This is a genomic window from Parapedobacter sp. ISTM3, assembly GCF_016533505.1.
Taxonomy (GTDB): Bacteria; Bacteroidota; Bacteroidia; order Sphingobacteriales; family Sphingobacteriaceae; genus Parapedobacter; species Parapedobacter luteus.
In genome coordinates this window covers 65,966-86,089 of the sequence record NZ_JAENGN010000005.1, presented here as the reverse complement: position 1 = coordinate 86,089, position 20,124 = coordinate 65,966, and the positions used below count along the sequence as shown (strand labels likewise).

15 protein-coding genes are annotated in these 20,124 nt (G+C 48.2%); 11 read left to right on the top strand and 4 right to left on the bottom strand.

Features of this window, described 5'->3' with window-relative positions:
• The first annotated feature begins 19 nt into the window (after positions 1-19).
• From JHJ32_RS08820 to nrdF, 10 genes are all read left to right on the top strand, one after another.
• Positions 20-1,528: a 2-isopropylmalate synthase gene (locus tag JHJ32_RS08820; RefSeq protein ID WP_200120741.1), complete on the top strand. Its 1,509-nt coding sequence runs from the start codon at positions 20-22 to the stop codon at positions 1,526-1,528.
• A gap of 97 nt (positions 1,529-1,625) precedes the next feature.
• Positions 1,626-3,023, top strand: coding sequence for a 3-isopropylmalate dehydratase large subunit (gene leuC / locus JHJ32_RS08815; protein WP_200120740.1), 1,398 nt, complete (start codon positions 1,626-1,628; stop codon positions 3,021-3,023).
• 5 nt (positions 3,024-3,028) lie between these two features.
• Positions 3,029-3,625 (top strand): 3-isopropylmalate dehydratase small subunit, encoded by a 597-nt coding sequence (gene leuD, locus JHJ32_RS08810; RefSeq protein ID WP_079715210.1) that lies wholly within the window; start codon positions 3,029-3,031, stop codon positions 3,623-3,625.
• A gap of 2 nt (positions 3,626-3,627) precedes the next feature.
• A complete protein-coding gene (locus JHJ32_RS08805) occupies positions 3,628-5,178 on the top strand; it encodes an alpha-isopropylmalate synthase regulatory domain-containing protein (protein WP_079715209.1) in 1,551 nt (516 codons plus the stop codon).
• An 82-nt stretch (positions 5,179-5,260) separates the two neighbouring features.
• On the top strand, positions 5,261-6,355 hold the full coding sequence (gene leuB, locus JHJ32_RS08800; RefSeq protein ID WP_079715399.1) for a 3-isopropylmalate dehydrogenase: 1,095 nt from the start codon (positions 5,261-5,263) through the stop codon (positions 6,353-6,355).
• Positions 6,352-7,584, top strand: a complete 1,233-nt coding sequence (gene ilvA, locus JHJ32_RS08795; protein ID WP_079715208.1) for a threonine ammonia-lyase IlvA — start codon at positions 6,352-6,354, stop codon at positions 7,582-7,584. The genes leuB and ilvA overlap by 4 nt, the downstream gene beginning before the upstream one ends.
• 322 nt (positions 7,585-7,906) lie before the next feature.
• Positions 7,907-8,143: a glutaredoxin family protein gene (locus tag JHJ32_RS08790; RefSeq protein ID WP_079715207.1), complete on the top strand. Its 237-nt coding sequence runs from the start codon at positions 7,907-7,909 to the stop codon at positions 8,141-8,143.
• Positions 8,144-8,240: 97 nt separating this feature from the next.
• A complete protein-coding gene (gene nrdI, locus JHJ32_RS08785; RefSeq protein ID WP_200120739.1) occupies positions 8,241-8,654 on the top strand; it encodes a class Ib ribonucleoside-diphosphate reductase assembly flavoprotein NrdI in 414 nt (137 codons plus the stop codon).
• Positions 8,611-10,716, top strand: a complete 2,106-nt coding sequence (nrdE, locus tag JHJ32_RS08780; RefSeq protein WP_200120738.1) for a class 1b ribonucleoside-diphosphate reductase subunit alpha — start codon at positions 8,611-8,613, stop codon at positions 10,714-10,716. Before nrdI ends, nrdE begins: the two co-directional genes overlap by 44 nt.
• 132 nt (positions 10,717-10,848) lie before the next feature.
• Positions 10,849-11,832 carry a class 1b ribonucleoside-diphosphate reductase subunit beta gene (gene nrdF, locus JHJ32_RS08775; RefSeq protein ID WP_079715204.1) on the top strand — a complete coding sequence of 328 codons (984 nt, stop codon included), beginning with the start codon at positions 10,849-10,851 and terminating at the stop codon, positions 11,830-11,832.
• Between the two features lie 57 nt (positions 11,833-11,889).
• On the opposite strand, the gene JHJ32_RS08770 is transcribed toward nrdF, so the two are convergent.
• From JHJ32_RS08770 to JHJ32_RS08755, 4 genes are all read right to left on the bottom strand, one after another.
• A complete protein-coding gene (locus JHJ32_RS08770) occupies positions 11,890-13,335 on the bottom strand; it encodes a Gfo/Idh/MocA family protein (protein ID WP_079715203.1) in 1,446 nt (481 codons plus the stop codon).
• Positions 13,336-13,472: 137 nt separating this feature from the next.
• Positions 13,473-15,101: a RagB/SusD family nutrient uptake outer membrane protein gene (locus JHJ32_RS08765; RefSeq protein WP_200120737.1), complete on the bottom strand. Its 1,629-nt coding sequence runs from the start codon at positions 15,099-15,101 to the stop codon at positions 13,473-13,475.
• A gap of 13 nt (positions 15,102-15,114) precedes the next feature.
• On the bottom strand, positions 15,115-18,171 hold the full coding sequence (locus JHJ32_RS08760; RefSeq protein WP_233632567.1) for a SusC/RagA family TonB-linked outer membrane protein: 3,057 nt from the start codon (positions 18,169-18,171) through the stop codon (positions 15,115-15,117).
• Between the two features lie 418 nt (positions 18,172-18,589).
• Entirely contained in the window at positions 18,590-19,270 is a 681-nt protein-coding gene (locus JHJ32_RS08755; protein ID WP_370584492.1) for a hypothetical protein, read from the bottom strand.
• 237 nt (positions 19,271-19,507) lie between these two features.
• Here JHJ32_RS08755 and JHJ32_RS08750 point away from each other — a divergent pair, with 237 nt between their 5' ends.
• Positions 19,508-20,119, top strand: coding sequence for a fumarylacetoacetate hydrolase family protein (locus JHJ32_RS08750; protein ID WP_079715198.1), 612 nt, complete (start codon positions 19,508-19,510; stop codon positions 20,117-20,119).
• The last annotated feature ends 5 nt before the right edge of the window (positions 20,120-20,124 follow it).

Below are 20,124 nucleotides of genomic sequence, written 5' to 3'. Positions count from 1 at the left end.
TTAAAAACATTGGAAAACCATGTTACACGATCCAAACCGCATATACATTTTTGATACCACCCTTCGCGACGGCGAACAGGTGCCCGGCTCTCAATTGACGACCCCCGAAAAGCTTATCATCGGCGAAGCGCTGGAATCCTTGGGCGTGGACGTCATCGAGGCAGGCTTTCCGATATCCAGTCCGGGAGATTTCACCAGCGTCGTGGAACTTTCGAAATTGGTCCGCGAGCCCGTTATCTGCGCACTTACACGTGCAAATAAAGGCGACATCGATTGTGCGGCGGAAGCATTGAAGCATGCCAAAAGACCCCGTATCCATACCGGCATCGGTTCATCCGATACGCACATCAAATATAAATTCAACAGTACGCGCGAGGCGATCCTGGAACGGGCCGTGGAAGCCGTGAAGTATGCCAAGACATTTGTTGAAGATATTGAATTTTATGCGGAAGACGCCGGAAGGGCCGACAATGAATACCTGGCCCGGATGATTGAGGCAGTGATTGCTGCCGGCGCAACGGTAGTGAATATCCCCGATACCAACGGTTATTGCCTTCCTGAGCAGTACGGGGCAAAAATCCGGTTTCTCAAAGAAAACGTTAAAAATATTGATAAAGCCATTATTTCGGTGCACTGCCATAATGACCTCGGATTGGCGACAGCCAATAGTATTGCCGGTTTGCAAAATGGCGCAAGGCAGGTCGAATGCACCATTAATGGCATCGGCGAACGCGCTGGCAACACATCATTGGAAGAGGTGGTCATGATCTTGAAAACGCACGCCTCCGTCGGTCTGCACACGCACATCAACACGAAACAACTCTATCCGATAAGCGGGATGGTAAGCCGCATGATGCGCATGCCCGTACAGCCCAATAAGGCTATCGTAGGACGTAACGCTTTCGCACATAGCTCGGGTATCCACCAGGATGGCGTGCTTAAGCACCGTGAGAATTATGAGATCATGAACCCGGAAGATGTCGGGATTGATCAATCTGAAATCATATTGACTGCCCGCAGCGGCAGACATGCGCTGAAGCACCACCTCGAACGACTGGGATATACCATCGATCGGATTGACTTGAATCAGGTATACCAGCGCTTTTTGGAACTGGCCGATATAAAGAAAGAGCTGAAGGACGACGACCTCCTGCAACTGATGGGCGCCAAAATAGAAGAAAATTTCAAAAATGGCTTAGCCATCAATACATTAAAGGTTAAGACCGGTGACCAAGAGTCCCCTGTGGCTACTATCCGACTAAACTACAATGGTGTGGAGCATGCTGCTACGGCCGTTGGCAACGGCCCGGTGAGTGCGACGATTAAGGCGATTGAGGAGATCATCGGCAAACACGTAGAAATCAAAGAGTTCAACATCCACTCTATCCATGGCGGCAGCGACGACGTCAGCAAGGTAGATATGCGTGTCGTTTATGACGATAAATCGTACATGGGATACGGCTTTAGCACGGACATCGTGCGGGCATCGGCAAACGCTTACCTGGATGCATTGAATAAGTTTATTTAGGCGTGGGCTTTAGGCTTGGCGGTAAGCCATAAATGGTAGGCTTAATGCCCGAAGCCGCGCGCTAAAAAGCAGAAACAAAACGACAACTATATAAGAAATGAGTAAGACATTATTTGACAAGGTATGGGATGCGCATGTGGTGCGTAAGATTGAAGGGGGGCCCGATGTGTTATTTATTGATCGGCACTTAATCCACGAAGTAACCAGCCCCGTGGCATTCCTGGGACTTAGAAAACGTGGCATCCGCGTATTATATCCCGAGCGGACATTCGCTACCGCTGACCACAACACGCCGACCATCAACCAACACCTCCCCGTACAAGACCCCTTGTCAGCCAACCAGTTAAAGGCGTTGGAGGAAAACACCAAAGAATACGGTATCCGACACTGGGGTTTGGGGCATTACAAGAATGGCATTGTACACGTAATTGGGCCGGAAAACGGCATTACACAACCGGGTGCGACCATCGTCTGCGGTGACTCCCACACATCTACGCATGGTGCTTTTGGCGCTATTGCTTTCGGCATCGGCACTTCGGAGGTGGAAATGGTACTTTCCTCCCAGTGTATCATGCAGCCGAAACCGAAAAAAATGCGCATCACCATCAACGGTACACTGGGTAAAGGCGTGCTGCCCAAGGACGTTGCCCTGTTTATCATTTCCAAGCTTACCACCTCGGGCGCTACAGGACACTTCGTGGAATATGCCGGAAGTGTATTCGAACAGATGACCATGGAAGGCCGGATGACGGTCTGTAACCTGAGTATCGAGATGGGTGCTCGTGGCGGAATGATTGCGCCAGACCAGACGACGTTTGATTACATCAAGGGCCGTGAGTTCAGTCCCAAAGGATCCGACTGGGACAAAGCAATGGCGTACTGGGAAACCCTGAAAACAGATGAAGGTGCCGTCTTTGATAAAGAATTGGTATTCGATGGTTCAGAAATCGAACCGATGATTACCTATGGCACGAACCCCGGCATGGGCATCGGTATCACGAAGGAAATTCCTAATGCAACCCAAGTGGAGGAAGCAAGGGCAACCTTTGAGAAATCACTCGGATACATGGGTTTCCACGAAGGCGAACCTATGCAGGGCAAGAAAGTGGACTATGTCTTTGTGGGTAGCTGCACCAATGGCCGTATTGAGGACTTCCGGGCCTTTGCATCCCTGGTAAAGGGCAAACGTAAGGCAGACGACGTAACGGTATGGCTGGTCCCCGGTTCGCACGTGGTGGAAGAACAGATAAAGCAGGAAGGTATCCTCGACATCCTTACAGAAGCAGGTTTTTCGCTACGCCAACCGGGATGTTCAGCCTGCCTGGCCATGAACGAAGACAAAATTCCGGCCGGCAAATATGCGGTAAGCACCTCCAACCGGAATTTCGAAGGCCGCCAAGGTCCGGGTGCGCGCACCTTGCTCGCCAGTCCATTAGTAGCGGCCGCAGCGGCCATTACCGGTAAAGTAACCGATCCGAGAACCTTTTTACAATAAGCATCATGGCATACGATAGTTTTAACATATTGAAAAGCACAGCAGTGCCGCTCCCCATTGAGAATGTGGATACCGACCAAATCATCCCCGCCCGGTTTTTGAAGGCTACTGAGCGGGTAGGTTTTGGCGACAACCTGTTCCGCGATTGGCGCTATAACCCGGATAATACGCCCAAGGCCGATTTTGTGCTCAACGACCCTACATACAAGGGAAAAATCCTCATAGGGGGTAAGAACTTCGGTTCGGGATCGTCGCGCGAACACGCTGCATGGGCCATCTATGATTATGGATTCAGATGTGTAGTATCTAGCTTTTTTGCTGATATTTTCCGAAACAATTGCCTCAACATCGGTGTGTTGCCCGTGCAAGTCAGTGCCGGGTTCCTGGAACGGATTTTCGCAGTGGTCTATGCCGACCCGGATACCGAGCTCGAAGTAAGCCTCCCCGAACAGACCATCACGCTATTGGCGACCGGCGAGCATGAATCGTTCGAAATTAACAGTTACAAGAAAAGTAACATGATGAACGGCTTCGATGACATCGATTACTTACTCAATATCAAATCGGATATCCAAGCGTTTGCAAAGACCCTTCCGTTATAGCCATGGAAAGCAGGAAACTAGAAATCATGGACACGACACTCCGCGATGGGGAGCAAACCTCGGGGGTGTCGTTCTCGGTTTCAGAAAAACTTACCATTGCGCAGCTGCTGCTGGAGGAACTTCGGGTAGATCGGGTAGAAGTAGCTTCTGCGCGGGTTTCCCAAGGGGAATTTGAAGCGGTGGAGGCCATCGCAAATTGGGCTTCCAAAAATGGATACCTGGGTAGTGTTGAGGTACTTACTTTCGTCGATAATGGGATTTCACTGGCCTGGATGCAACGGGCTGGCGTGAAGGTGCAAAATCTGCTGACCAAAGGTTCGCTGAACCACCTCACCCACCAATTGCGAAAAACACCACAGCAGCACTTCGACGAAATTGCCGATGCCATCATCCGGGCCGCGCAAGCGGGAATTGCCACCAACGTGTATCTGGAAGATTGGAGCAACGGCATGCGCCACTCGCCACAATATGTGCTGCAATACCTGGATTTCCTTACCGCGCAGCCCGTCAACCGGATAATGCTGCCCGATACCCTCGGCGTGCTTACCCCCGGCGAAACTCATCAATATATCGCGGCATTACGGGCCCGCTTTCCGCAGGCGCATTTGGATTTCCATGCCCACAATGATTATGACCTGGGTACAGCCAACGTCCTCGAAGCAGTGAAAGCGGGCATCGACGGACTGCACCTGACCGTAAACGGAATGGGCGAACGTGCCGGCAACGCTCCGCTTGCCAGCGCCGTAGCTGTCATTAATGACTTTCTTGCTGACGTCGAAATCGGCATCAACGAGTCTGCCATTTTTACCGTGAGCAAGCTGGTCGAAAATTTTTCCGGCGTGCGGATACCAGCAAATAAACCAATCGTCGGCGACAACGTCTTCACCCAGACGGCCGGCATACACGCCGATGGCGACAATAAAAACAACCTTTATTTCAACGATTTACTCCCCGAACGCTTCGGCAGAAAACGGAAGTATGCCTTGGGAAAAACATCCGGCAAAGCCAACATCGAAAAAAACCTGCAGGAGCTCGGTCTGAAACTGAATGAGGAAGACTTAAAAAAGGTAACACAACGGGTGATCGAACTGGGCGACAAGAAGGAGACTGTAACTACCGAAGACCTGCCTTACATCATTTCCGATGTGCTGGCGACCAAGGCTCACGAGGAGCGTATCCTCGTGGAATCCTACGTGTTGACCCACGCCAAAGGCCTGCGCCCATCGGCAACGATTGCCGTGCGTATCAATGGCCAGCTATTTGAAGAACACGCGCAGGGCGACGGCCAATTCGATGCGTTTATGAATGCGTTGACCATGGCATATGCAAAGAACGACATTCACTTGCCCAATCTGGTTGATTATAACGTGCGCATTGCCCCGGGGAGCAGCTCGGATGCCCTCTGCGAGACGACAATTACCTGGGAATCGGGCGACCGCACCTTCTCGACGCGCGGGTTGGATTCCGACCAAACCGTATCGGCTATCAAGGCCACGCAAAAAATGCTAAATATCGTGTTGAATGTGGATCAAATCGAAGTGATACCTACGTAAGTTTTATATTTTTGTACTTTAATTTTCTATGCTTCGGACTCCGAGCTTCCGGCTGGGGATTACCGACTTTAATTGAATGAATATGGAATTGAATATTGCGCTTTTACCCGGCGATGGCATCGGTCCTGAAGTGGTTGGCCAGGCTGTAAAAGTTGTGGATGCAGTGGCTGAAAAATTTGGCCATCGCGTAAATTGGACCTTTGGACTAACCGGTGCTGCGGCCATCGATGCAGTGGGCGATCCCTACCCGGAATCGACCCATGAAATCTGCTTGGCTGCTGACGCGGTACTGTTCGGCGCTATTGGTCACCCTCGTTATGACAATGACCCCAAAGCACCGGTACGCCCTGAGCAAGGGCTGCTGAAAATGCGCAAGCAGCTCGGTCTTTTTGCCAATGTACGCCCGACATTTACCTTTCCTTCCCTCATCGATAATTCGCCGCTGAAGCGTGAACGTATCGAGGGAACCGATTTAATTATCCTGCGCGAACTCACCGGTGGCATCTATTTTGGCGAACGTGGCAGGAAAGACAATGGCGAAACGGCCTTTGATACATGCACCTATACACGTGACGAGGTGAAACGGCTGGCCAAGCTGGGCTTCGAGATGGCGATGAACCGACGAAAGAAACTATGCTGCGTGGATAAAGCCAACGTACTGGAAAGTTCGCGGCTTTGGCGGGAGACCGTACAGGACATGGAGAAAGATTTTCCTGAAGTAGAAGTCAGCTATGAGTTTGTGGATGCCGTGGCGATGCGCCTGGTACAGTGGCCATCGTCATACGATGTGCTGATCACAGAAAACCTATTCGGCGATATCCTCACCGACGAGGCTTCCGTCATCTCCGGATCCATGGGATTAATGCCATCAGCTTCCATCGGTGTACATACTTCCCTTTTCGAACCGATACATGGCTCCTATCCGCAAGCTGCCGGAAAAGACATTGCCAATCCATTAGCTACCGTACTTTCGGCGGCTATGCTATTTGAAGATGCTTTCGGCCTGAAGGAAGAGGCTGAACTCATCCGGGCGGTAGTAAACAAATCGTTGGCCGAAGGCATCGTCACCGAAGATCTTGCCGCCAATAATAAAGCCTATAAAACCAGTGAAGTCGGTGATTGGCTGGCTGCTCAGGTCAAGCTTCCCGAAGGGATCACGGCAACACCTGCGCAATGAAACAGGCAATTGATGCTGCTGCTGAACGTTTCAAGGGAGTGGTAAACCGCACTCCCTTGCAATACAACCAGCGGCTGTCGGAAAAATATAACGCGTCGATATACCTCAAACGGGAAGATCTACAAATCGTGCGCTCCTATAAACTCCGTGGGGCCTTCAATAAAATCAGCAAGCTCACGGAAGCCGAGCGTATCAAAGGAGTGGTTTGCGCCAGCGCGGGCAACCATGCGCAAGGCGTGGCGTATTCCTGCAAAAAACTGGGAATAAAGGGAATCATTTTCATGCCCGGCCCTACGCCTAGGCAAAAAATCAGCCAGACCGAAATGTTCGGCGACGGCTATATCGAAATTGTACTGACCGGCGATACCTTCGACGATTGCCAGCAGGTGGCCCTGACCTACTGTGCCGAACAGGGCATGACATTCATTCATCCGTTTGACGATCCGGATATCATTGAGGGCCAAGGTACCGTAGGCACGGAAATCGTAAGTGACCAACCGGATACCGACGTCGTCATCCTACCCATCGGCGGTGGCGGGCTGGCGGCGGGCGTCGCGGCCTATCTGCGGGAAACCGTGCCCGGCATCCAACTATACGGTGTGGAACCCCAAGGTGCCGCCTCCATGAAGGCGGCATTGGCGCACGGTGCCCCCGTGATGCTCAACGAAATCAACCGTTTTGTAGACGGCGCCGCGGTAAAGCGTATCGGGAACCTTACCTATCAATACTGTAGCCAATTGCTCGATGATGTGCAGCCCATCCCCGAAGGGAAGATATGCACAACCATTTTGGAATTGTATAATAAAGATGCTATCGTTGCCGAACCGGCCGGTGCGCTGGCCATAGCGGCGCTTGATTTTTACCAACCTAAAATCCGGGGCAAAAAGGTGGTATGCATCTTGAGTGGCGGCAACAACGATATCGACCGAATGGGCGAAATCAAAGAGCTCTCGTTGTTGTACGAAGGATTGAAGCATTATTTTATCGTCCGTTTCCCGCAACGTCCCGGAGCGCTTAAGCTGTTTGTCAACGAAGTGCTGGGGCCGCATGATGATATCACCCGCTTTGAGTTCATCAAAAAAACGCAGCGCGAACGGGGACCGGCCTTAGTGGGTATCGAATTGCAAAAAGCGGCCGACTATGCGGCGTTAATCGAGCGCATGCGCGACCACCGCTTTGATTTTAAAGAAGTCAACAGGGATCCGACGCTCTTTGAATACCTCATCTAGCGCACAGTAGGCCAGACTGGCCAAAGCTGACTGTTTATCAAGAAGCATACCGAAGTCAGGTGTGGATTATCCACACCCACAAGCGAAATAGCTCATTGAATTAATCAAAAATATTGACTGACAGATTTTTGCAAAAAACGAAACCCACATCGATTATCCACAATGTGAATAATTCAACATCTGTTGATAACAATTGCTACCTAACTGAATCGAAATAGCTGATATTTGTTCTAAGGCTACAACTTACCAACCGTCACAACAGTAATTATCGGAATCTACCATTTCAGATCCGGCAGTTTTGAACATTAAAAATCGTATTGCTATGACACGGATTATTAAATTCGAAAAAAATGACTGTGCGCCTTGCAACCAAGTGTCGGAATTTCTCGACCGCAAGGGTATTACTTATGAAAAAGTAAATCCGTTTGACAAACCGGAATTGGCCATTCAATATAAAGTACGCACGGTGCCTACGGTTATTGTGTTGAATCACGACCAAGAGACGCAACGCATCATCGGATTCAAACCCGAGGAACTATCGGCATTGACTGTACAATAGTAGGGAGACCGAAATCGAAGTACTGAAACGAGCTATAAGGCAAAACATTAGGACCCCCTCGATAATGTGGGGGTTTACCATCTAAAAAGGTCTGCAAATGGAGAGGATATATTATGATAGCAAAACGGGGAATGTGGAACGGTTTATGCAGAAGGTGGCTGAATTAACCGGATGGACCACTCAAAAAATCCAACCGGACATGGAAGTGGGACAGGAAGGGCATTTGGTAACGTTTACCACCCGATTCGGGGAAATACCGGAGACGACAAAAAACTTCCTGCAGTATGCAAGCCCATACCTGCTTTCTGTATCTTCGAGTGGAAATCGAAACTGGGGACGGAACTTCGCCGTGGCCGGAGACAAAATTGCAACCGAATATGGTATACCGTTGGCATTAAAATTTGAGCTATCGGGAACCAACGAAGACGTTAATGAATTTATCGCTATTATTAAAGCAAGGAAACACTATGGTAACAAACGACGTAGCAAAGAGCTGGATTTTGCTCAATAACGAAATCATGATCAAACATGATGACGAGTTTAGCCTGCATAAGGATAAGGAAGCCGTACGCGCCTACTTTCTGGAGTATGTAAACAAAAACACCGTTTTCTTTTATACCTTAAAGGAAAAGATAGACTACCTCATCGAAAACAATTACTACATCAATTTCTATGAGTGGTTTACCTTTGAGGAGATGGAGCAGGTGTACAACTTCATAAATGCCAAGAAGTTCCGATTTCCGTCGTTCATGAGCGCCTTCAAGTTTTTCCAGAGCTATGCGCTGCGCGATGACTCCGGCGAAAAATTCCTGGAACGCTATGAAGATCGTGTTGCTGCCGTTTCCTTGTTTCTTGCGCGTCATGAAGGCGTGGACCGCGCCTTGCAATATGCTGAGCTGCTCATCAATCAAGAATACCAGCCGGCTACGCCTACGTTCCTCAATGCGGGCAAAAAACGTTCGGGAGAACTGGTGTCTTGCTTCCTTGACGAAATCGGCGATAATCTCAACGGCATTGGCTACGCCGTAGATTCAGCCATGAAACTATCGTCTATCGGCGGTGGCGTGTCGTTCAACATTTCAAAAATCCGTGCACGTGGTGAAGCTATCAAGGGTGTAGAAGGACGTGCCGGCGGCGTACTACCCATCATGAAGATCCTTGAGGATACCTTTTCGTACGCCAATCAGCTCGGCCAACGCCCGGGAGCGGGGGCCGTATACCTCAATATCTTCCATTCGGACATCGAAGAGTTTCTCGATTGTAAGAAAATCAATGTGGATGAGAAGGTCCGCATCAAATCGCTTTCCATCGGCGTGATTATTCCGGATAAATTCATGGAATTAGCAGCCAAGGATGAACCATGTTATCTGATACATCCCCATACGGTCATGCAGGAATATGGCAAGTACCTCGATGAATTGGACATGGACGAGATGTATGACGAGCTCATCACTAATCCAAAAATCAAGAAAAAGAAAATAAATGCCCGTCACCTACTGGTTAAAATCGCCCAAACGCAAAAAGAAAGTGGCTACCCTTACATCTTTTTCAAGGAAAACGCTAATCGCCAGCATGCACTGAACGGGATTGGAAAAGTCAAGTTTTCGAACCTCTGCACGGAAATTATGCAGATTTCCGAAGTGTCTGACATCAACATATACGGACAAGAAGACACCATCCGCTACGGTATCTCCTGCAACTTGGGCTCGCTCAATATCGCCACCGTGATGGATAACAAACGGATAGAGCAAGCCGTGAAAACTGCGATGCGTGCGCTTACGATGGTATCAGACGTGACGGATATTGCCATGGTGCCTTCTATACAAAAAGCCAACCGTGAACTGCATAGCGTGGGCTTAGGCGCAATGAACCTGCATGGATACCTGGCCAAGAACTTCATCATGTATGAAAGCGAAGAAGCACTGGATTTTGCCAATGTATTCTTCATGATGGTCAATTATTATTCCCTGCAAGCGTCTATGGAAATTGCCCGCGAACGGAAAACCACGTTTACCGGATTCGAAAAAACGGCTTATGCCGACGGCAGCTACTTTGACAAATACGTTAATCAGGATTATTTCCCGACCACGATTAAAGTAAGTGAATTGTTTGCAGGCATAGACATCCCAACTAAGGAAGACTGGAAAGCGCTCAAGCAACAAGTACAGGAGCACGGCGTCTACCATGCCTACCGCATTGCCATCGCGCCGAACCAGTCGACTTCATACATTATGAATGCCACTGCTTCGGTGATGCCGATAGTTGACACCATTGAGGTACGCGAATATGGCGATAGCACCACCTATTATCCCATGCCATACCTGACCAATGAAAATTATTTCTATTATAAATCGGCCTATGATATGGATCAGATGAAAGTGCTGCGGCTTGTTTCCGTTATCCAACGGCACGTCGATCAGGGTATCTCCACCATCCTGCATACCAACTCCCGCGACACTACGCGTGACTTGGCCCGTTACTACATCTATGCGCACAAGGTAGGATTGAAGTCGTTGTATTATACACGTACACGCAAATCCACTATCGATGAGTGCGTATCGTGCTCGGCATAAGACAAGCGACGAATATTGCCGCGTATAGCGTATTGAGATTTTTCGGACAATCACAATACGCTATACGCAATGCACTGCACGCCATAAACAATACGAAACACCAAAAACAAAACACGAAAAAACGAATCTGACATGAAACAATATAAAGCCGTCAACTGGAACGATCCCGAAAATGACTACGCGCTGATGTTTTGGGAGCAGAATATCAAGCAATTCTGGATTGACACAGAGTATATCCCATCGAAGGATATAGACAGCTGGAAAGCGCTCTCGCCGGAAATGCGGGAATGTTATAAAAAGGCCCTGGGAGGCCTCACGCTTCTTGATACGTTGCAAAGCCATACCGGAATGCCCAAAATCATGGATCACATTGATTCGTTGCAAAATAAATCGGTATTGGCATACATGTGCATGATGGAAGCCATCCACGCCAAATCCTATTCCACTATCTTTACCACCGTAGCTACTTCACAGGATATTGAAGACATCTTCAACTGGGTTCAAAACAACAAGTACCTGCAGTTTAAGGCTTCCACGATAGACAAATACTATCGCAAGCTGGCTGAGACGGATATCAGTAAAGAGGATCTCTTTATGGGATTATGTGCCTCCGTCCTGCTGGAATCTTTCCTGTTTTATAGTGGCTTTTTTATTCCATTGTGGTTATGCGGACAAGGCCATATGGTAGCCAGTGCGGACATCATCAAAAAAATCATTGCAGACGAGTCCATACATGGCGTATTCGTAGGGTTATTGGCCCAGGATGTTTATAAAAAACTGCCCAATCCGGAGCGTGCAAAGGAAAAGCTCATCGTGCTGCTCAATGATCTGTATGAAAACGAGTTGAAGTATACGGAAGAAATCTATACGGATGTAGGGCTTACTGCGGAGGTAAAAGAGTATGTACGCTATAATGCCAATAAGGCGCTCATGAACCTGGGATTTGAACCCACCTTTGAAGTCAAACGCGTAAACCCCATTGTTTTAAACGGGCTTAATGTCGAAACGACACAACATGATTTCTTTTCCAAGAAATCAACCAACTACGAGAAGGCGACGGAGATCGTACACCTCAGGGATGAGGACTTCGCAATGGATACATCCATTGCTATCTAACTTCATAAAAAAAGGGGCCTGCGCCCCTTTTTTTATGAAGTTCAAGGATTGATTATACTAAACGGCTGATAGCTCCCAGCCTTGGCGGTATTGCCGCTTTACGAATTGGTTGACCTCATCAAAGTTGGTCACCTTCATGTTGTCGTTATCCCAAATCAGTTTTAAATTCCTGCCAGGGTACTTATTATCAATCCGTAAATCCGAGCCGCGGATGGCCAGGTTGGACATCAACAATGCTTCGGTGAGCGGACCGGCAATTTCGAACGGAGAGCTCACTTCTTTATTGCCATACCCTGCGATAGCGGCTTCCACCCATTGCGCATAATGGCCGGCAGCCCCACCCGGTACACGTTCGTATTTTACAGGAAGCTTATGCTGCTCGGTCAATGAAGTAGGCAGTAACCGTGGATTTTCGGCATAGCAACCAGCCATCATCTTTCCCTTTGTACCGATAAAGAGGATGCCATTTCCACCGTCGCCGAACACTTCGTTTGGTCCCAGCTCTTCGGGGCGTTGCGGCTGGATGCCACCATCCATCCAGTGGATTTTTACGTCACCTGAAGTTTTGTCGGTTTTGGGGAAAGTCATGACCGCATAGCTTGACGGTGGGCAGCTTTCGGGGAAATACCCCCTTTTGAACTCATCCACGTATACCGAACCCACACTGGCTTGTACATCTTTCACGTATTGGAGCCCCAATATGCTAAACGGGGCTTCCATGATGTGGCAACCCATGTCGCCCAGGGCACCTGTACCGTAATCCCACCATCCACGCCAGTTAAAGGGCACCAGCTTTTCGACATAGTCTTTGTAAGGCGCTGTCCCCAGCCAAAGATCCCAATCAAGCTCATTCGGTACCGGTGCTTTTTGCGATGGCCATTGGATGCCTTGGGGCCATACGGGCCTATCCGTCCAGGTGTAAATGGTATGAACATCACCGATGAGCCCGGCATCGAACCATTCGCGCATTATGCGTACGCCGTCTCCAGAAGCTCCCTGGTTGCCCATTTGGGTGACAACCTTATATTTTTTTGCTGCCTCGGTCAATACCCGCGCTTCGTACACATCATGCGTGAGTGGCTTTTGTACATACACGTGCTTGCCCAGCTGCATCGCTGGCAGCGCATGGATAGCATGGTTGTGGTCCGGCCCCGATACCGAAACCGCATCGATGTGTTTGTGCTCTTTATCGAGCATTTCACGGAAATCCTTGTAGTATTTTGCTTTGGGAAACCGTTTTACAGAACCTGCTGCACGGCGGTCATCCACATCACAGAGGTAAGCAATCTCTGCCTTACCACTTTCGTGGAATGACCTCAAGTCGGATTCACCTTTACCGCCCACACCAATACCAGCCACTACCAATTTGTCACTGGGGGCAATAAAACCAGTACCGCCCAGTACATGCCTTGGCACCACCATGAAACCTGCCGCCGCTGCAGCACCCGTCTTGATGAAATCCCTACGGGTCGCACCTGCCTTTGATTTATTACTCTTTTCCATTTAAATAAATTGTTTTAGCGTATGAATGTTTATCCTTAGTACGTTGGTTAGCACAAATACTTTATCCCCCATTGTAGTACGGGGCTAATATATAAAAAAAAGCCAGCAAGTGGAAGTAACTTGCTGGCTACATTTTTTTAGTAACCCGGATTTTGCACCAAATTCGGGTTTGCTGCTAGCTGCGTATGTGGAATCGGATAAATCTCGCGTGTAGGATCATTGGTTGGCTCATGGTCCCACCAGCTTCCATTGGTAAACTTACCGAAGCGAATGATATCGGTACGGCGCTTACCTTCAAAGATAAACTCACGCCCACGCTCCTCCAACAGCTCATCCATGGTTAATGTCGCCGTGGTATAGCGTGCAGCAGGCCAGTCTTCGGTTGTGAAGGCACGTTGGCGGCTAGCATTGATCAAATCAACAGCTTCTTGCGTAGCCCTTCCACCGTTTTTGCGCATAATGGCTTCCGCCTTGTTGAAATAGATTTCTGTGAGGCGATAAATGATATAGTGATTTTCTTGATAATTCGGGTCTTCCAACGTTCCGCTTTTGTATTTATGGAACCGTGCTCCGCTGTTTTCTTCGCCTTCCGCCATGCTGCCTTCACTGGTCAAGTCTCCTTCACTCTCGCGGCGGATGGAGTTAACGTAAGCGAAAGGCTGTCCATTCCATTCTTCTGTACCTAAAATCTGTTCGTTGGTTCCGTATTTATACTGCGGGCCGAACAAAAACCACTGCTGTTTACGCAGATCATTTTCAGCATATGCATCAAAAGCTGTTGGGATAACTACGAATGCATTCCATCCGCCATAGCCTACATTAAGCACTTCCCGAATGTTGTCGTATCCCATAAAAAAACCTCCCCAGTCGAAGGTAAAGCCGCCTTGGCGGCTGAATGCAAATTGGAACAGCGATTCACGGGCATTGCGGTTAGTGTTGCTGAAGGTCTCCGTCAGGTTATCCGCCAGAACAGGGGCACCGCCTATCCCCCCAGCCTGACCGTTAATAATCCGGTCACATGCAGCGATACATTCATCCCACATGGGAGTACCTACGAAATATTCGGCATTCAGGTAGAGATCAGCCAGCATAGCGTAACCCGCTGCTGCAGACACCCGGCCGATCAGCTCAGTGGAATAAGGCAGCAATTGGGGTACATATGTTTCCAATTCCGTTTTCACGAACTCGAATATTTCTGCTCGGGATTGTGTCGGTGGGTTCAGCGGTTCACCCACCGTCGTGACAATTGGTGCATTGCCCCACAATTCCATTATTTTCATATAATGAAACGCACGTAGCACTCTCAGCTCGGCTAGGATTGCAGCCATTTCCGTATCTGAAATCCCCAAGGACGCATAATCCACCTGCTCCAGATCCATCAAAGCGGCGTTTACATAGCCCACGCCGGTCCACATCAATACCCATGCAGTCCGCATCCGGCCTTCATTATCTGTCCATGTATGGTAATGCTGGCGGAAATGGTCTCCTCCATCATATCCATGCCTGCCCTTCTGAGGCCACGCCAGCTGGTCGGCGGAAAGTTCCGCATGGTAGTAGTAGCCGCTTTGCCCCGTCGGGGCCAGCCATGCCTGCATATGCGTGAATGGACGCAAAGCGGCCTGCAACACCTCAACCTTGTTGTTATAAAAGTTCCCCTTGTTCAGTTCACTGTACAGGGTTTCTTCCAGATTTGTACAGGCATTCATGCCACTGGCAAGTAACCCCACAGCAGCAACATACATTGCTTTTTTAATATAGCTTTTCATCTTTGTATCACATTTAGAATCCAACATTCAATCCGATAGCCCATGACTGCGTGCGGGGATAGAAGCCCCTTGCATCCACTCCAGCCTCAAAACCAGTGTCCTGCAATTCCGGATCAATGCCGCTGTAACCTGTAATTGTAGCAATATTTCTACCCGTTACATAGAGACGCATATTACGGATATACGAGGTATTCAGCTTGAAATTATACCCTAGGGTCAAGTTATCCAACTTCACGAAATCACCCCGCTCGATGTAGTAATCCGAATATTGTGGATCGTCATCCAAGTCATTGTGGGTGGTTACCGCACTCCGTAGCATGTTATTGGGAAGCCATCTTTTGTTACCAAAATACAAGTCTTGGGTATTCAGAATATCGAAAGCAAATTTACCTCTTAATAAAACGGTTAAATCAAATCCCTTATAACTGAATGTATTGGTCAAAGATGCTTGGTATTTAGGCACACCATTACCAATAATCGTTAGGTCATTGTCGTTCATTTCCGTTGCTGTTCCGGTAGTGCCGTCTGCTTTATAAAATAGCCATTTACCATCATCAGTCAAGCCGGCAAAGCGCTTACCGAAGAAATTACCGACAGCGCCTCCTTCTTCCAAGCGAAATGCAGGACCTAAGTTGCCCGGTGATGGAAGATTATAGAAATTCAACCAGTTAGCCTGGAACACATCACTGGATAGTTTTGTTAACTTGTTGAATTGGGAGTTTCCGGCAAAATCAATGTTCCATTGGAATCCATTTTTTCGCATAGCAACAGCAGAAAGCTGCAACTCTACTCCATGGTTACGTATCGAACCAACATTTGTGTAGATTAGATCACGGACAAATGCAGGCTGTTGTGCATTGTAGTTGTATAACAGATCTTTAGTTTCCCGGTTATACACATCGAAAGCTCCAGTAAGTCGATTATTAAACAATCCGAAATCCAAACCAAAATTCCACTCAGCTTTCTGCTCCCAACGAAGGTTAGGGTTGGGGTTGCGAGCTGCGCCGTATGTTTGATAATACACCCCATCCTGCGGGTATACACCTCCTGTACCTAACGTAACCAGTGAATTATAATTAGGTATGCCCTGGTTTCCGGTTACACCGTAACCGACCCGCAATTTCAATTGATTGATTTGAGACACGTCACGTAAGAACTCTTCTTCGCTTATTGTCCATCCAGCAGAAACCGCCGGGAAGTTACCCCATTTATGGTTGGCGCCAAAGCGCGAAGAACCTTCCCGGCGAAGAATAGCCGACACCATATATTTGCTTCGGAAAGCGTAATTCACGCGGCCAAAGAAAGCGATAAGCGTATTATCTTCCTTGAAACTTCCCATTCCCGGTCTTGGAAGTAATGTATTTTGAATCGCGCTGCCAGCACCTAAGTTCCAGTCGAGAAAACCGTCTGTAGTAAAACCATTGTTATTTACCTCAAACCGTTCATACGTCCCATACTGATAACTATAGCCCAGAAGAGCAGTAACGTTGTGATCGTCATTGAATGTCTTGCTGTAATCAATGGTCGATTCGAGCGTTTGCGTCCAAGAGATCTCGTTTCGTTTAAATGCATATCCCATTCCACGCCATTGCGATGCAGGCCGCTGCTCCCAGTCCAAGGACGAACGGTACTGCCGATCATTCCAATTGTCGCGAACATAGGACCCGAATACCGAAGCGGACAACCCTTCAATGATTTCAAGTCTCAATTGAGCGTCCCCAGAAATTGTCTGTTGGTTGCGCTCATTGACTCGATGAGCTAGCCGCCCCAGTGGGTTATAGTTGTTATAGTTTTGTGTTTCAAAGAACGATCCGTCTTCATTGTAAATTGGCGCTGTTGGGTTCCGTTGGATGGCTTGCTCGAAATCACCGCCCCCACCGCCAAGAAGATCCGCCTTATTGAAATTTGCAACTAAGTTCATGGAAAGCGTCAGCCGTTCTTGAAGGCCTTTCTGATTAATATTCAACCGACCACCAAATTGTTCCCTTCCGTTACGCCTAGCAATACCCTGTGCATCATTAAAATAAAGCGATGCCCGGTAATTAGTGTTGGCGGTACCGCCGCTGGCAGCGAAGTTATGATAGTGGCTGGTGTTTTGGCGGTCTATCAGTTCTTCATACAAATCTGTTGATGCTCCGAAATCCTGATTGCTGTTAATCACGCCTTGCGCAATTAAATCTCTAAAGCCAGCCGCTGTAATATAGTCAGGTTTCCGATCAATGACCTCCCGTTGAACATAGGTATGGTAGTCAAACTGTGCAGCTCCTTCCTTTCCCTTTTTCGTCGTGATCAGAATAACGCCCGCATTACCCCGGGTACCATAAATAGCCGCGGCGGAACCGTCCTTCAGCACGTCGAACGATGCAATATCATCTTGTTGCAAGAGGTCAAGGCTGCCGCCAGGTATACCGTCAATTACAATCAGCGGAGTCCTTGTTCCAGTGAGCGAAGTGACACCCCTCAATTGGATCGCAACACCAGAATTAGGGTTATTCCCTTGCGTGCGTGTGATGTGCAGACCTGCTACTTTACCCTGAATCAAATCCATGGGCGAACGCGCACCGCCCGCATTGAAATCCTCCGCACGTATTGTTGTAACTGCCGAGGTAACTTCCTTGCGTTTCTGAGTACCATATCCTACGACCACTACCTCATCCAGACTTTCGGTACCGTCTTGTAATTGAACATTGACGGTATTGCTCTGGCCGACAATTATTTCTTGGGCAGCGTAGCCCAAAAAGGAAAACAGAAGAGTTTCGCCAGTAGCGGCGGAAATAGTGTACCTGCCATTGTCATCCGTAGCCGTGCCTCGGGAAGTTCCTTTCACGGCAACGGAAACACCCGATAATGGGCTTCCGTCAGCGGCACTGGTAACTGTACCGGTAATCGTCTGCTGTTTGACCACAGTGGCAAGGTCCCCAGCGGTCGCATAAGTCGCCGCTGGCGTCCGCTTACTTCCCATACTCCCTTTGGCGTCTGTTGCACCGGGGAGCATAGCCACTGCTAGCGCAAGCGGAAGAGGTGTCATTCGCACCCAACCACGTTTGTTGTGTGTTGAAATTTGGTTCATCTGTTTTTGATTTTTGGTTTATCCTAAAAGTATCCCGTTGCACTTTTCGTTATCGCCCGGACTACAAAAGCGGTCCACTGAAACGTAGTTCCCATAAACCGCCGCAAATTTTGGCACATCAGAAAAGTACAACGATGCTGATGCCCGCTACCTAGTAGCCGACATCTGCTTCGCCGATGCTCAAGATCTAAGCACAGGCCAGCTAAAAAACTAAAACATTTTAGCTAAACAAGAAATAGTTTTGTTTTCGGCATAATTGTGTGTTTTAACAGGTGAATAATTTGTTAATCTAATTTGGTTTGTTGCAATACCTCGTCGTATTACGGCGCTAAGGTAGATAATAAAAGATTCACTTGCAAGTAAAATCATACGTCGCCCCGAAAAAACATCACCTGTTCATTTCAGGTTCCGGCCTACATCAATTCAGTGCCGAAATCGTTTTGACCAAGGTTTTTTTTGCTAAGGGGAGCAACGTATTTTCAACAGGGAATGTGATGTCGCTTTCCACTTGGTAAACCGCCGGATTGGGGAGTTCCCGTCGGGTATGAATAAGGTCTTTCCGGATGGCTTCGGGCGTATTGTAAATAAAATGCCGTTCGTATTTGGTCAGGTATGTGGTATGGATTCCCCGGTATTTTTCGTGCTGGCTTTCAAAGAGGGTTACCTGATACTCATACACGCGTATTCCCTTTTCATCGCCATTGCGCAACAGCAGATAACCGTTGTTTGGATATAGCGGTCGCATGCCCACTTCGGAGATAACCAAGTGGCTCTCCACAAAATCATAAATCTCCTGCCCTTCCTTGATTGCAGGCTTGATTTTACTTGCGGCGTAGGAGATAATCTGTTCGATCTCCTGCATCATCGTGTCGTCATTCACGATTTTTTCGTAAGTAATTTTGACGGCAGCCATATCAATACTGCTTAGCCGCACGGGAAACCCCGCTTCAAGCGTTGTTTTGTCTTGCTTAAATTTTTTTAGGTTATTATAATGAAAAATCAAATCGTTTAAGTTCGGATAGAGCCTCGTTTTATTAAAATGCGCATTGATTTGTTGTAAATAAGCAAGCAACTGATATTGTTTGTACTCAAAATCGATAGGAACCTCGATGAACCAATTGGCATTTAACGTACGCATAGTCACCTCCTTGATACAAATGGTGAATATACACAAAATCAGCATCATCTCCAATACTCAATTGTAAAAAATCCGATGGTAATCAGCGCCGGAATCGTCGGCAGCTCCTTTGGCATTCAGATTATTACGGCTATCATCCCGGTTTTTAATACAATAACATTACTTTTGCATACGATAGACTAACAGTAAACGAAATCCATGAAAATCATCGCAATAGGCCGCAATTACACCGAACACGCCAAAGAACTCCATAATCCCATACCGGAAAAACCGGTTATTTTCCTGAAACCGGATACAGCCGTGCTTAAGGACAACCGGGATTTTTATTATCCCGAATTTTCCAAAAACATACACCATGAGGTGGAAATTGTGCTCCGTGTTTGCAAGGAGGGGAAACATATCGGCGCGAAATTTGCACACACCTACTACGATGCTATTGGTTTAGGCATTGATTTTACAGCCCGGGACATCCAACAGGAACACAAGGATAAATCCTTGCCGTGGGAACTCGCGAAGGCATTTGATGGCTCGGCACCGGTGAGCGATCTGCTTTCGAAAACCGTTTTTGGAGACGTCTACGATATTGCGTTCCGATTAGATAAAAATGGCGAAACCGTACAAATGGGCAACACTAAGGACTTGATTTTTTCATTTGAAGACCTCTTGGTCTTTGTCTCCCAGTACATCACCCTGCGCAAAGGTGATCTAATCTTTACGGGTACCCCGGCAGGCGTGGGTCCGGTAGCCATTGGCGACTACCTGGAGGGATACATCGGCGACCAACGAATGTTTCATTTTTATGTGAAATAGCACCA